The sequence below is a fragment of the Synechococcus sp. CB0205 genome (genome assembly GCF_000179255.1).
GTDB lineage: Bacteria > Cyanobacteriota > Cyanobacteriia > PCC-6307 > Cyanobiaceae > Vulcanococcus.
On record NZ_ADXM01000035.1, the window covers coordinates 22436 to 35027 of the forward strand.

The 12592-nt window shown below is 65.7% G+C and carries 16 protein-coding genes and 1 tRNA gene; 8 read left to right on the forward strand and 9 right to left on the reverse strand.

All coding sequences use genetic code 11. From position 1 onward, the window contains the following. Positions 1-2: 2 nt before the first annotated feature. Together CB0205_RS0105790 and CB0205_RS0105795 are read right to left on the reverse strand one after the other, a co-directional pair. Positions 3-833 carry a hypothetical protein gene (locus tag CB0205_RS0105790; protein ID WP_010315373.1) on the reverse strand — a complete coding sequence of 277 codons (831 nt, stop codon included), beginning with the start codon at positions 831-833 and terminating at the stop codon, positions 3-5. 80 nt (positions 834-913) lie between these two features. After that, a complete protein-coding gene (locus tag CB0205_RS0105795; RefSeq protein ID WP_010315374.1) occupies positions 914-2467 on the reverse strand; it encodes an Hsp70 family protein in 1554 nt (517 codons plus the stop codon). Between the two features lie 85 nt (positions 2468-2552). Between CB0205_RS0105795 and CB0205_RS0105800 the strand changes: the two genes are divergently transcribed. From CB0205_RS0105800 to CB0205_RS0105810, 3 genes are all read left to right on the forward strand, one after another. Further along, the gene (locus CB0205_RS0105800) at positions 2553-2858 is read left to right on the forward strand and encodes a hypothetical protein (RefSeq protein ID WP_010315376.1); all 306 of its coding nucleotides are present in this window, start codon (positions 2553-2555) and stop codon (positions 2856-2858) included. A 3-nt stretch (positions 2859-2861) separates the two neighbouring features. Beyond that, positions 2862-3092: a DNA-directed RNA polymerase subunit omega gene (locus tag CB0205_RS0105805; protein WP_010315379.1), complete on the forward strand. Its 231-nt coding sequence runs from the start codon at positions 2862-2864 to the stop codon at positions 3090-3092. A gap of 96 nt (positions 3093-3188) precedes the next feature. Further along, positions 3189-3497, forward strand: a complete 309-nt coding sequence (locus tag CB0205_RS0105810; RefSeq protein WP_232197250.1) for a DUF1818 family protein — start codon at positions 3189-3191, stop codon at positions 3495-3497. Here the strand turns inward: CB0205_RS0105810 and CB0205_RS0105815 are convergent. Continuing rightward, positions 3460-4338, reverse strand: coding sequence for an NAD(P)-dependent oxidoreductase (locus tag CB0205_RS0105815; protein WP_029626150.1), 879 nt, complete (start codon positions 4336-4338; stop codon positions 3460-3462). The genes CB0205_RS0105810 and CB0205_RS0105815 overlap by 38 nt on opposite strands. A gap of 358 nt (positions 4339-4696) precedes the next feature. Here CB0205_RS0105815 and CB0205_RS0105820 point away from each other — a divergent pair, with 358 nt between their 5' ends. After that, positions 4697-4924 carry a DUF2811 domain-containing protein gene (locus CB0205_RS0105820; RefSeq protein ID WP_010315385.1) on the forward strand — a complete coding sequence of 76 codons (228 nt, stop codon included), beginning with the start codon at positions 4697-4699 and terminating at the stop codon, positions 4922-4924. On the opposite strand, the gene CB0205_RS0105825 is transcribed toward CB0205_RS0105820, so the two are convergent. The 6 genes from CB0205_RS0105825 to CB0205_RS0105850 all read right to left on the reverse strand — a co-directional run bounded on the left by CB0205_RS0105825 (position 4905) and on the right by CB0205_RS0105850 (position 8987). Further along, entirely contained in the window at positions 4905-5666 is a 762-nt protein-coding gene (locus CB0205_RS0105825) for a hypothetical protein (RefSeq protein WP_010315386.1), read from the reverse strand. The two genes, CB0205_RS0105820 and CB0205_RS0105825, sit on opposite strands and share 20 nt — an antisense overlap. Then, entirely contained in the window at positions 5663-6121 is a 459-nt protein-coding gene (locus tag CB0205_RS0105830; RefSeq protein WP_010315388.1) for an EVE domain-containing protein, read from the reverse strand. The genes CB0205_RS0105825 and CB0205_RS0105830 overlap by 4 nt, the downstream gene beginning before the upstream one ends. A gap of 47 nt (positions 6122-6168) precedes the next feature. After that, positions 6169-7548, reverse strand: a complete 1380-nt coding sequence (murD, locus tag CB0205_RS0105835; protein WP_010315390.1) for a UDP-N-acetylmuramoyl-L-alanine--D-glutamate ligase — start codon at positions 7546-7548, stop codon at positions 6169-6171. A 30-nt stretch (positions 7549-7578) separates the two neighbouring features. After that, positions 7579-7650: transfer RNA gene (locus CB0205_RS0105840), tRNA-Val, on the reverse strand. A gap of 40 nt (positions 7651-7690) precedes the next feature. Next, positions 7691-8473, reverse strand: a complete 783-nt coding sequence (locus CB0205_RS0105845; RefSeq protein ID WP_010315392.1) for a photosystem II S4 domain protein — start codon at positions 8471-8473, stop codon at positions 7691-7693. A 10-nt stretch (positions 8474-8483) separates the two neighbouring features. Next, entirely contained in the window at positions 8484-8987 is a 504-nt protein-coding gene (locus tag CB0205_RS0105850) for a hypothetical protein (protein WP_010315393.1), read from the reverse strand. Positions 8988-9094: 107 nt separating this feature from the next. Here CB0205_RS0105850 and serA point away from each other — a divergent pair, with 107 nt between their 5' ends. From serA to CB0205_RS0105870, 4 genes are all read left to right on the forward strand, one after another. Continuing rightward, on the forward strand, positions 9095-10681 hold the full coding sequence (gene serA / locus CB0205_RS0105855) for a phosphoglycerate dehydrogenase (protein WP_010315395.1): 1587 nt from the start codon (positions 9095-9097) through the stop codon (positions 10679-10681). A gap of 5 nt (positions 10682-10686) precedes the next feature. Then, on the forward strand, positions 10687-11598 hold the full coding sequence (gene prmA / locus CB0205_RS0105860) for a 50S ribosomal protein L11 methyltransferase (RefSeq protein WP_010315397.1): 912 nt from the start codon (positions 10687-10689) through the stop codon (positions 11596-11598). A 179-nt stretch (positions 11599-11777) separates the two neighbouring features. Next, on the forward strand, positions 11778-12077 hold the full coding sequence (locus CB0205_RS0105865; protein ID WP_010310832.1) for a ferredoxin: 300 nt from the start codon (positions 11778-11780) through the stop codon (positions 12075-12077). A 97-nt stretch (positions 12078-12174) separates the two neighbouring features. Then, a complete protein-coding gene (locus CB0205_RS0105870) occupies positions 12175-12573 on the forward strand; it encodes a hypothetical protein (RefSeq protein WP_043705530.1) in 399 nt (132 codons plus the stop codon). Positions 12574-12592: the final 19 nt, after the last annotated feature.

A 12592-nucleotide genomic window follows, 5' to 3' on the forward strand; every position in this document is an offset into this window, starting at 1 on the left:
GATTAACGCCTGCAGGCTGTCTCGGGCCCATCCTCGATGACCTGTCCCCCCAGTTCGGCGCAGGCTTGGCTGAAGGCTTGCCAGTCATCCAGCCCTTGGCTGAGCTTCTGGCTGACGAGTCGGCTGAGCTGGGCCTCGGGGACGTTGGAGCCCAGGCCTCCATGGGAGTCGTGCTCGCCGTGGTCGCGCTTGCGCAGCCCCTCGATTCCCCCCTCGACCTGTTGGCGTAGGGCTTGGGTGTGTTGTTTCCACCAGGGATGTTCGATGCGATTGAGGGCATCGAGGGCTTCCCACCAGCGCTCTTGGGGGATCAGCCGGGCGGCGCGCTCCTTTTGAAACCGGTTTCGGCTCCAGTCCTCACGGAGTTGATCGCCCAGGGCAGTGCCTTGGGGGTTTTGGTCGGCATTCAGGCTCTTGAGCACCGCCAAGGCCCGATCCAGTTGTCCACGGCGGTAGAGGGACAGGGCTTCGGTCTCCAGTTGCTGTTGCCAAGTCAGCAGGCGCTGTTGGTCCTCCGGGGTGCTGTTGCCGGAGTTGACGAGCAGACGCTGCAGTTGCAGAGCCTGGGCTGGTTCTTGGGCCAGCCAGAGCTGTTCGGCTTTCAGCCGGCGGCAGCGGCTGAGTTCCAAGGGGGCTTGGCCCCCGAGCCAGCGCAGGGCTGAGAGCTGTTCGCCAAAGAGCAGGCAGTCATCCAGTCGCCCGGCTTTGGCCGCTTGATCGAGCCGAGTGGGAAGTTGTTTCTCCCACCAGTAGGCCGCGCCAACCCCCGATGCCACCAAGCCCAAGGTGAGCACCAGCCAAAAACGCGGAAGCCGGTGTCGGCGGATGGCCAAGTGGCGGGTCTGGAGTCCAGCTCCGTTCTATGCAGCGACCTTCCAGTGATCACGCGGCCAGGGGCAGAGTTCGAGCCGGCCTAGCGGACCGCCCCCAAATCGATCGTGCTTTGGCGGATTTGGGTCTGTAGATCCAAAGGCTCAACCTGCAGGTGGCAGGCCGAATCGATCCAAAACCGCAGCTCGATGCGGTCCTCGCCGGGACTGCCGCAGGGGCTCAGGGGAATCTGGACAGGAGCCTGCGGCCAGGCCTGGACCCGGGCGGATCCAGCGCTGTTGCGGCGCAGGACCGGCAGGCCATCGACAAAGACGACTTCGCTGCGCTCCTCGGCTTGGGGTTCGCCCAGCACCAGTTCCAGGGCGCTCTGCTCGGCCTGGCTGCAGGACAGGCGGATGGTCAGGGGTTGCTCGATCGGCCAGCTCTGGCCCGCCATGAACAGCGGATGCCAGCGATGTTCAGCGCTGCGCTGATCCCAGCAACGCAGGGAGACCCCATGGCTGAGCACATCTTTGATGCGAACACCGGGGGTCAGGCTCAAGGCGCCCAGGGCCACGGCTTCCACGGGACGGCTCCCCCGCAGGGGGATGCCAGGGAGCCGTTGCTGGATCCAGTCGCGAATCAAGGGGATCTGGGCGCTTCCCCCCACGGGCAGAACCGCATCAATGTCCTCGGCTTGCACGCCCGCGGCCCGCGCTGCCGCCAGGACGCTCTCCAGCAAGTCGTCCAACAGGCTCAGCAGCCCCCGCTCCTCGAGCAGTTGCTGGAGCTCCGCCCGCTGCAGCCGCAGCGGGATGGCGCCGGCGTCCTGGGGCGTCCAGAGCGCCAGCGCCTCCTCCGCTTCGCTCAATTCGCACTTGAGCCTTTCGCAGACCTCGAGCAGTCCCCGCGGCGGGCTGGTCCAATCCGGGCAGAGATGGGCCGCAATCCAGCGGTCGAGATCGCGGCCGCCGATGGCCAGTCCGGCCTTCCCCAGGACCTCGGCGGTCCGCAGGGTTTGCTGGCTGTTGTTGAGGGTCCGGCCGCCAAAGCGCAGCAGTTGGGCGATGGGTGCTGCCCGGCCCTCGCCGCCCGGCAGCGCCACCAGCGACAGGTCGGTGGTGCCCCCCCCCACGTCGACCACCAGCACACGGCTGCCCGGGGGGAGGCCTGCACCGATGGCCGCAGCGGTGGGCTCATCCACCAGGGCCACATCAGGGACGTCCATGGCCTCGACGGCCTCCAGCAGCCACTGGCGGTAGCCCCGGTAGCCATCGATCGGTGCGGTCAGCACTAGGCGATCCGGTGCGAGGGCCTCCGGTAGATGGGACCAGATCTGCTCCAGCAGCAGGCGCCCGCTTTGTTCTGGGCTCAGCCAGCTGGCACTGGTCCCGCTGCTGGGTTGACCGATCAGGCGTTTGAAGTCCCGCTGCAGCTGGGGCCCGTCCTGCTCCAGGAGTCCCCCTTCGACGACCTGCCGTCCAATCAGCGGTTGGCGGGTTTCCCGATCCGCCAACCAGATCAGGCTGGGGATGACGACCGGATCGCTGCTGCTGAAGGGCGGCAGCGGCAGCAGGCAGGCGCTCTGATCGCCGGCGCCTTGATGGGCCACCACCGTGGTGGTGCTGCCGAGGTCAATGGCAAGGGTGCCGGCCATTGGCCAAAGCTGAAGGGAAACTGCCGTCTAGAGGGTGACGCAAAACCAGACTTCATGGTGAGACAAGCGGGACTTGTCTTGGGTCATGGAGCGGGTTGCTGTTGCCCTGTGGTCGTTCTATCGGGAGGACCCCGAGCAGGCGCGTCGCCTGGATCCTCTCCTCGCCGCGCGGCTGTCCCGCGGTTGGGGCTCCTTGCGGATCGAGTGCAGGGATCTCGCCCACCGCGCCATGGTCTGTGGCGTGATCGATCTACTTAGGCCACCGCTGGAGGCGCTTCAGCTGGCCCGCGAGATTCGTCTGGTGGTGGCTGGGGAGGAGCCGATGGTCTTCCCCGTCAGCGTTCCCTTATCCAGCAGTCTGCTGACCTACGATGAGTCGATCGGCGAATAGTGCATGTATCTCGGCGTCAACGTCAGCCCCAAAGAGCTCGCGCAGCGCGCTGAGAATCTCGTTCGGCAGTCCAGCAACCGCTACCTGACCACCGTCCGCATCGCCTTCCGCGCCAAGCAGCGTCGTTTCGATGACTTCGACGGTCTGCTGGAGGATTCGATGGTGAAGCCCGTGCAGCGCGCCATCATCGAGCTGAGCGACGAGCAGGACCAGCCCGATCTGCTTCCTGGTTGAGCCTCAACGGATGCGGTTCGCTCCCGGGTGACCGTGATTGAACGCGAAGGAGAAGGGTGGCGGTTGGCATGGGATGCCGGCCGTCACCCTTTTTCCGTGTTGATCGGAGGAGATGGCTGGGCGGTGGAGCTCAGTGAGGCCGAAGCCTGCAGTCTCCGCGATGGCCTGGGCGCGCTCATCGACCAGCACCGTCAGCTGATTGATCAACTGATGGCCGAAGAAGCGATCGAGCTTGAGCTCGAACGGGAGGGCTGGTGGATGGCCCTCGATGGCGATCGCCAGGGCTGGGCGTTGCGGGTGATGCTCACCCCTGGGCCGGGGCAGCGGGCGATCGAGGGCAGCTGGAGCCGGGAGGCAGCCGCTGGCTTTACCGCGGCGCTCTCTCAGCTCCATGGCCAGCTGTGAGGGCGTGCAGGGCGCAGTAATCCAGCCCATCGAGGCCTGCTGCAGTGGAGCCTTGCAGCAGGTGCAGGAGTCCTTCGAGCCCGTCGCCATTCAGTCCTGCGGCTTGCGTGGCCTGGAGGAAGAGGGCGAGGTCCTTGCGCAGGTGGGCCGTGGGGAAGTTGGGGTTGCCGTAGTCGCCCGCGAGTTCCCGCTCCAGTTTTTTGTCGAAGGTGGGGGCGTAGAGGGCACTTCCGCGCAGGATCTCCATGAAGGCCTCCACCTCCACCCCGCTGCGCTGCACCAGATGCAGCGAGAGGCTGAAGGCATGGGTGAGGCTGGCGATGAGCTGGTTGAGGGCCAGCTTGCAGGCCATGGCGCTGCCCACGGCTCCAAGCCGCCTGGGGGCTTCGCTGAGTTGGGTCAGGATCGGTTGGGCCGCGGCAAAGACCGCAGGCTCGCCTCCCGCCATCAGTTGCAGCCGGCCGAGGAGTGCTTCCGGTTTGCTGCCCAGGACTGGAGCTTCCAGGTAGCGCCCGCCGCGCGCTGCCACGCCATCGGCCAGGGCCTGGCTTTCCTCGGGGCCGATCGTGGCGATTTGGATCACGGTGCGGCCGTCGAGCTGCTGATCCAGGTCCCCGAGAAGCAGTGCCGAGGTGCTGGGTCCATCGCTCAGCACGGTGATCAGCCAGTCCGCCTGCTCGGCCACCTCCTGGGCCGTGGCGGCGCTGCGGGCTCCCGCCTGGATCAAGTCTTGGCAGCGCTCCGGCGAGCGGTTCCAGACCCAGAGTTCCTGCTCACCCTCGAGGAGCCGCCGGGCGATCGCACCCCCTAGCAGGCCGGTTCCAAACAGGGCGATGGCCATGGCGGCAGGGGTGAGATTGCTGATGAGATCATCGCTCTGATCAGGACTGCTGATCTCCGTTTTTCTCCCAGCCGAGCGCGCCTCTTCCCCAGGGTTTTGCACTGGTTTTCCACAGCCTGAGGGCGCCAGTGGGCAGCCGCCGCGGTCGCCTGGGGAGAACGGCCATCAATTCGGCAAGCCCTGTTGACAAGCCCTGGGGGCCTGACAGGGGTGCTGGCGCGCTCCCCGCTGTAGGGCGCAAACCCGCTCGGGCTGCTGTGATCTAGCCCTGAGATCCCCTGGGAATGGCTCGATCAGGGCGGTGTTGACGGTTCCCTCGCGTTGTGGGGAACTAGTGCTCATCGACCGCAGGAACGGCATGGAAGCAACTGGCACGGTGAGCATGTGCGCTGAGGTTCCCGAGCCCCTGCTTCAGTCCATGCAGGGCTTCATTGAGGCCCACCCCAACTGGGACCAATACCGCCTCTTCCAGGCGGCCCTGGCCGGCTTTCTGGTCCAGAACGGCGTGCAGACCCGTGAGATCACCCGTTGCTATCTGGCGAACCTCTTCCCGCAGCAATCGCGCTTCAGCGAGCCCCTCGCCTGATCCGGCGCCATTGGACATAGCTGTTGGTCACGGTCGTGGCCATCAGGCAGAGGGATGGCACCACCACCGCGCAGGTGATCAGCAGGCCCGAGCCATCCCAGAGCAGTTCACTCAGGAGGCCCAGGATGAAGGGCAGGCCTGTGATGGCCAGCAGCACCGCCGAGAGAGCCAGCAGGCCCGGCCCTTGCTGCTCCAGCAGCACAAAGCCTGCCCGGAAGGCTTGGGTCGCTCCAAGGCCTTCCGCCACCACTAGGCAGGCATTGAAGAGCTGACTGAGGGCGAGTCCCCCCCCGAGGATGACGCCAACCACCAGGGGCAGGGGCGCCAGAGGCTCAGCAATCAGCAGCAGCAGGGACCAGCTCAGAAAGCTCGTCAACACGATCAGGCTGAGGGCGGCGGTGAGGCGCAGGACCCCTCGGGTGAGGTGCCAGCTGCAGGCACCGTGCCAGCGGTAGAGGGCGTCGGCCTTGGGGGCCAGGCCGCGACTGAGATCCAATCCCGCTCGGGTGAGGCCATCGATCAACCAGATCAGGCTGATGGCATAGAGCGCAATCCCGATCAGCCGGGTCAGCAGGGAGAGTCCAGCGTTGCTGATGGCTTCCCCCAGGCCGAACAAGACCCAACCCAACAGATGCAGGCCAAACAGGCTGGCCGTAAATCCAAGAACAATCCGCGGGTGGGCCCTCAGTTGGCTGAGGCTGTCGAGCAAGGCTCGCCCCGGCTTGATCTGGGTTTGCTTCAAAGGGGTCCGAGGAGGGCAAGGAGCCGCTCAGCGCTGGCATCCGGGACCGGCAGGATCGAAAGACGATTGCCGTTGCGCACCACCGGCAGCTCCTCGACGCTGAATTGCTCCCGCAGGGCATCAAGGCTCAGCATGGCGCCAAAGGTGCCGACGTACTTCAGGCGAACACAGTCCCAGCGGGGTGCTTCCGGTTTGGACTTGGGGTCGAAGTATTTGTTCTCTGAATCGAATTGAGAGGGGTCAGTGATCCCGGTCTCGATCACTTCCATCATCCCGACAATGCCCGGTGGTTTGGCGTTGGAGTGATAGAAGAAAGCGCGATCGCCGATCGACATTGAGCGCATGAAATTGCGCGCTTGATAGTTGCGAATGCCATCCCACAGCGTTGTGCCCTCGCGCTGGAGATGCTGGATGCCATAGACATCCGGCTCACTCTTCATCAGCCAGTAGGCCAAGGCTGCTCGTCCCGTTGGCCGCGAGTGTAAGGCGGTTGTTCAGGCCCCTAGAGGCCCTCGGTCAGGGAGCGAAAATGCTCGCCTCGCGCTTCAAAGTCGCGGTATTGATCGAAGCTGGCGCAGGCCGGTGAGAGCAGGACAGCTCGGCAGTGTTCCCGTTGGCTGAGCTGTCGTGCCGCAGCCACCGCTTCAGGGAGGGCGTCGCAGCACTGGATCACGCCGGTGTACCCGCCGGAGAGCAGCAGCTCTTGAAAGTGGGATTGGGCGGCACCGAAGAGCACTACGGCCTTGGCGCTGCGTTGAAGCGCCGCGATCCAGGCGCTGGCATCGCCCTGCTTGGCCTCCCCGCCGGCCAGGGCCACAAGGGGACCTTCGACGGCCCGCAGGGCCACCTCGGCGGCGTCGTAGTTGGTGGCTTTGCTGTCGTTGATCCAGTCGACCCCATCGAGGCTGCGGATCAGCTCGAGTCGGTGGGGGACGCCGGGGAAGGCCCGTAGGGCCGCTTCCATCGCCGGGCCGCTGAGGCCCAGCTCCAATCCCACGGCCAGGGCCATCAGCATGTTCTGGCGGTTATGGGCCCCCGGCATGGCCAGGGCGTTGGCTGGGAGTAGGGCGCCGCTGCGCTCCATGACCTGATTGCCCTCGATCCAAAGCCAGGGGTCGATTCCTTTGGCCAGGGCTGCCTCCCGGGATGACGCGGTGATCCAGCGGGCGTTCGGCCAGGTGGCGGCGTGCGCGCAGAGGTCAGGGTCATCCCCATTCAGCACTTGGATCGCAGAGCGCTCCAGCAGTCCCCGTTTGATCGCTCTGTAGTTCTCGAGCGTTCCGTGCCGCTCCAGATGATCCGGAGTCAGCGTGGTCCAGAGGCCGATGGCCGGAGCCAGCTCCGGGGCGGATTCGATTTGATAACTGCTCAGTTCCACCACCAGGGCCTGGGGGCGGGTCTGTCCGTCAGAGAAGCGTTCGAGGGCCAACTCCGCGGCGGAGTGGCCGACATTGCCGCACATCGGCGCGTCGATGCCCCCCTGCTTGAGCAGGTGAGCGACCAGATGGGTGACCGTGGTCTTGCCGTTGGTCCCGGTGATGCCAATCCAAGGGGTCGAACCGCTGGCTTCCCAGGCGGTGCTGATCTCACCGTTGGTGGGGATTCCTTGCTGCCGCAGCCAGATCAAGGTCGGGTGATCCCAACGGATGCCCGGGCTGACGATCACCCGCGCGCAGTCCGTCAGGAGCGGCTCAAAGCTCTCGGGTGCCAGGGGCTTGCCCAGCTCCACCGCGATCCCTTCGCCGCGGAGGTTCTCGGCCTTGCGCTGATGCTCAGCCCCCTGGCCGCTTTCCAGCACCAGAACGTTGGCTCCCCGCCGTGCCAGTAACCGTGCGGCCCCAAGACCCGACCGGCCCAGCCCGAGAACCACGGTCACTGGCATGGCCTTGATGCTCGGGAGCGAATTAAAAAGTGGGCGATACTGGAATCGAACCAGTGACTCCTACCGTGTCAAGGTAGTGCTCTACCTCTGAGCTAATCGCCCTCAGAAGCCTTTCGGCTTGAGGAACCTAGCAGTCGGTGGATCAGCGTCTTTGCATCACCAGGCGCCAGCGTTCCCGTTTGGTGGGCTGAATCTCGAGGATCTCCAGCTCCCCTCGGCCATCGAGGCGGACCCGGTCGCCCTGCTTGAGCTCTCGGCTGGGGCTGGTGATGACGGACCAATTCACCCGAACGGCCCCCGCCCGGATCCAGTCGGCCATCTTGCTGCGGGACACCCCAAGCCCCGCAGAGGCCACGGCATCCAGGCGCAGTGAGGCTTCGACGCTGCTGAGTTGCTTCGGGGTGCGGCTGGCGGGGAGTTGCAGGGCGCTGACGGCCACGGCCTCAGTGCTGATCTCAACGCTGCGCACCAGAGCGGTTCGTCCCCCCCAGGCCTCTGCGACTTCCTGCCGCAGGATCAGTTGGGCCCCGCGGTCACCCCGCATCCAGATGTCGCCGAGGTCCCCCGCTTGGGCTCCGGCCTGGATCAGGCCTTGGCGCACATCCAAAGGTTCGGCTGGATCAAAGAGGAAGTTCCCCGTGATCACGAGCCCCTGCAGGGGGGCTTCTGGCCTCTCGGCGTCGCTGATCTCCACGCGCCGCAGCAGCAACCTGCGGCGCTCCGCCTGGGGCCAGCCGCCGTCGCTGGAGAGGGTCAGCTCGGTCAGGCTGCCGAGCCGCTCTTGCGCCTCCTCGAGGAGGTCAGCGGCGAGGAAGTAACTCCAAACGGGTTCCCAGGTGCGTAGGGCCTGCTCCGCCAGGCTGATGAGCGCCCCCATGGCCTCGGGGTTGCGACAGCCCTGCAGCAGTTGATCACGGGGCAGCATCGGCGCGCTCCTAGTTGTCGCCGAGCCGCACCACGCTCTGGGGATTGGCCTCCTTGAGCCGGGTCCAGGGCACCTCGACGCCGGTGGCGGTTTCCAGCAGTAGCAGCCAGTTGCCCTCCTCGAGGCGATTGCGCAGGGCACGGATGCGGTCGTCGCTGTCGGAGCTCACGCTGGCCGCCGCGGCGTAGCTCCCCATCAGGCCTGAGCCCAAGCCCAGCAGGCCGCCGATCAGATGGGAGCCCACCTCGCCGGCAAAGGCAAAGGTGTCGAGGTCCGTCATGAAGGTGAAGGTCACGCCGGCGAAGAAACCAAAGGGCATCAGCCAGGTGGCCATCCCCTTTTGGCGTCGTTTGCGGGCGATCGAAGGGTTCAGCTCATCCACCTCGGCCATCGCGGTTTCTCCAGTCCCCACGGCGACAAGACGCACCGGGGCAGGGCTGAGGGAGGCCAACTGTTCCTTGAGTTGGTGCAGTCGCTTTCGCGACGAGAGCACCACCACCACGCTGCTGCCCACGGAGTCACGCTTCAGACCAGCCGATTCTCCATGCTGCGGCCGGCGGTTGTGGCGGCTTCAAGGTCCCTCTCTACACTTCACCTCCGGCCGCTCCACCCCGCCGGGTCATGACGAAGGTTCTGGTATCCGATCCCATCGATCAAACAGGGATCGACATCCTCTCTCAGGTGGCCCAGGTGGATGTGCGAACGGGCCTGCCGCCTGAAGAGTTGAAGTCGATCATTGGCGACTACGACGCCTTGATGATTCGTTCGGGCACCACGGTGACCGCGGACATCATTGAGGCCGCCTCCAAGCTGCGGATCATTGGCCGTGCCGGTGTGGGGGTCGACAACGTCGATGTCCCGGCGGCCACCAAGCGCGGCGTGATCGTCGTGAACTCGCCCGAGGGCAACACCATTGCGGCCGCCGAGCATGCCCTGGCGCTGATGCTCTCGCTCTCCCGGCACGTGCCCCACGCCCACGGCAGCACCATGGCCGGTGGCTGGGACCGCAAGAAGTACGTCGGAAACGAGCTCTATAAGAAAAAGCTGGGCGTGGTTGGCCTGGGCAAGATCGGCTCCCACGTTGCCCGGGTCGCGAAGGCGATGGGGATGGACGTGATGGCCTACGACCCCTTCGTCTCGGCGGAGCGGGCCCAGCAGATGCAGGTGCGTCTGCAGGAGCTTCCGGCCCTGTTCGCTGAAGCCGATTACGTCAGCCTCCACCTCCCCCGCACCCCGGACACCGAAAACCTGGTGAACGCGGAACTGCTGCGGACGATGAAGTCCACCGCGCGCATCGTGAACTGCGCCCGGGGCGGAATCATCGATGAAGCGGCCCTGGCTGAGGCGGTCGAGAACGGCGTCATCGCCGGTGCAGCACTGGACGTCTACGCCAAGGAGCCCCTGGCCGCTGATAGCCCCCTGCGCAAGGTGAGCGAGCGGCTGATCCTGACCCCCCACCTGGGGGCATCCACCGAAGAGGCCCAGGAGAACGTGGCGGTGGATGTGGCGGAGCAGATCCGCGATGTCCTGCTCGGTCTTCCCGCCCGCAGTGCCGTGAATATCCCCGGCTTGAACGCCGAGGTGATGGAGCGCCTGAAGCCCCACCTTCAGCTGGCCGAGATCCTGGGTCAGTTGGTGAGCCAGCTGGCCGGCGGCCAGATCAGTGAGTTGGAGGTGCGTCTCCAGGGCGAATTCGCCAACCACCCCGCCCAGCCCCTGGTGATTGCCTCCCAGAAGGGCCTGCTCTCCACCGCCCTGGGGGATTCGATCAACTTTGTGAATGCCGGCCTGGAGGCCAAGGAGCGCGGCATCCACGTGGTCGAGGTCAAAGATGACGCCGCCCGCGACTTCGCCGGTGGTTCGCTGCAGCTCACCGCCAAGGGCGCCAACGGCAGCCATGTCGTCACCGGTGCGGTCTTCGCCGATGGCGAGCTGCGGGTGACCACGATCGATGAGTTCCCGGTGAGCGTGACCCCGAGCAAGCACATGCTCTTCACCCGTCACCGCGACATGCCCGGAATCATTGGCCACATCGGCTCGGTCCTGGGCGAGCACAACGTCAACATCGCCTCGATGCAGGTGGGCCGCCGGATCGTGCGCGGTGATGCCGTGATGGTCCTGAGCCTGGATGACCCCCTGCCTGCCGATCTCCTGGCGGGGATCCATGCCATTGAGGGCATTCAGCAGGCGCACCCCGTCACCCTCTGACCCCGATGGCCTTGGCTTGGTGGCGGCTTGAGCTGCTCGCGCTTCCGGAACTCGAGGAATCGCTGACCTGGAAGCTCAACGCCCTGGGGATTCCCAGGGTGGCTCTGCGGCACAGCCCCGACCAGCCCCAGGACCGGAAGTTGGTGGCCTGGCTGCCCGCGTCCGATTGGCCGGAGAGTGAACGGCAGCAGCTGGAGCAGGCCCTGCAGCCCTTGGCTGAGACCTTTGGCTTGACCCTGCCGACCATCCACTGGTTTGAGCAGGACGACGAGGACTGGAGCCTGAGCTGGAAGCAGCACTGGGAACCCGATCCCGTCGGTGAGCGCCTGTTGATCCTTCCCGCCTGGCTGGAGCTGCCTCCCGAGCACGCCCACCGCCAGGTGATCCGGATGGACCCAGGTAGTGCCTTTGGCACCGGCAGCCATCCCACAACAAGGCTCTGCCTCGAGGCGATCGAGCAGCTGGCGGATGAGCGGGGCGGAAGCTTGGGGCCCATTCGTGTGGCTGACCTGGGCTGCGGCAGCGGGATCTTGGGCATTGCCTCCCTGCTCGAGGGCGCCGGCAGCGTGGCTGCAGCCGACACGGACTCCCTGGCGGTGCGCGCCACCCGAGACAACGCCGTGGTGAGTGGGTTCGCCGAGCAGTTCCAGGTGGACCTGGGCTCAATTGAACGCCTGGCGGAGCTCCTGGAGGGGCGTCCTGCTGACCTGCTGCTCTGCAACATCCTGGCCCCGGTGATCGAGGCCCTCTGTCCAGCCTTTGACACCGTTCTGGCCCCCGAGGGCCTGGGCCTGCTCAGTGGACTGCTGGTCAGTCAGGCCCCGCGCTTGCAGCAGGTTCTGGCGCAGCAGGGCTGGAGCGCTGAGCTCAGCGCCCAGCAGAGTCAGTGGGGACTGATGACCATCAGGCGCTCCTGACAAAAATCCGAAACCGTGGCTTGTTGCATAAGTCACGCTGATGTGTGCCCATGCTTCCCATTGGGCTTCGCCTTGAGATCCCCTCGAAACCCCAGGAACTGCCCTTGTCGGATGTAGGAAGGGTCCGTCCTACAGGGCCTGGGTGTTTTGTCCAGGAGCCTGTGAGCCCCATTCCTTTCATGGCTTCCTACAAGGTCACCCTCATCAGCGAGGCAGAGGGCCTCAACAAGACCATCGAGGTTCCCGACGACCAGTACATCCTCGACGCCGCTGAAGAGCAGGGCATCGATCTCCCCTACTCCTGCCGTGCTGGTGCTTGCAGCACCTGCGCCGGCAAGATCACCGCTGGCACCGTCGACCAGTCCGACCAGAGCTTCCTCGACGACGACCAGATCGAAGCTGGTTTCGTTCTGACCTGCGTGGCTTACCCCACCAGCGACTGCACCATCAAGACCCACGCCGAAGAAGAGCTGTACTGAGCTCGACCCGGGGCGTGCCCGTTCACGCCCCGTCTCTTTGTGCTTTCAGAACCACCCCCCGGGGTGGTTTTTTTGTCTTTAGTCCCCGCCTGCCGTTGTGACTGCCTCAGCCTCGGGTTCAACCCTTCCTCAGGTGCAAGAGGTGTATGCGCCAGGTAGCGAGCACACCAGTCCTGGTGCGCAGTACAGCTTTCGGGTGGTAGGCCCCTGCTGCCGGCTGTTTGACCGTGAGGAGCTGCCCTGGCCCTGCTGCCGGCTCTCCTGGCGCAGCAAGGAGCCCAGCTGGCGTCGTGTGGGCAAGCGCTTCGTCCCTGACCTGGCAGCCCGCCGGTGCCCCTCCTATGCGGTGGAGCTGTTGCAGCCGGGTTCCAGGCCCACCCAGACCGTGCTGACGCTCTTCTCCCAGCGCCTCAGTGCGCCCCTGCAGGAGTGGTGGTACAGCAAACAGCCCACCTCCTGCGATCCCAGCAACCTCACTCCGCCGGAGGCGGCCTGATCTGGGGCATAAAAAAAGC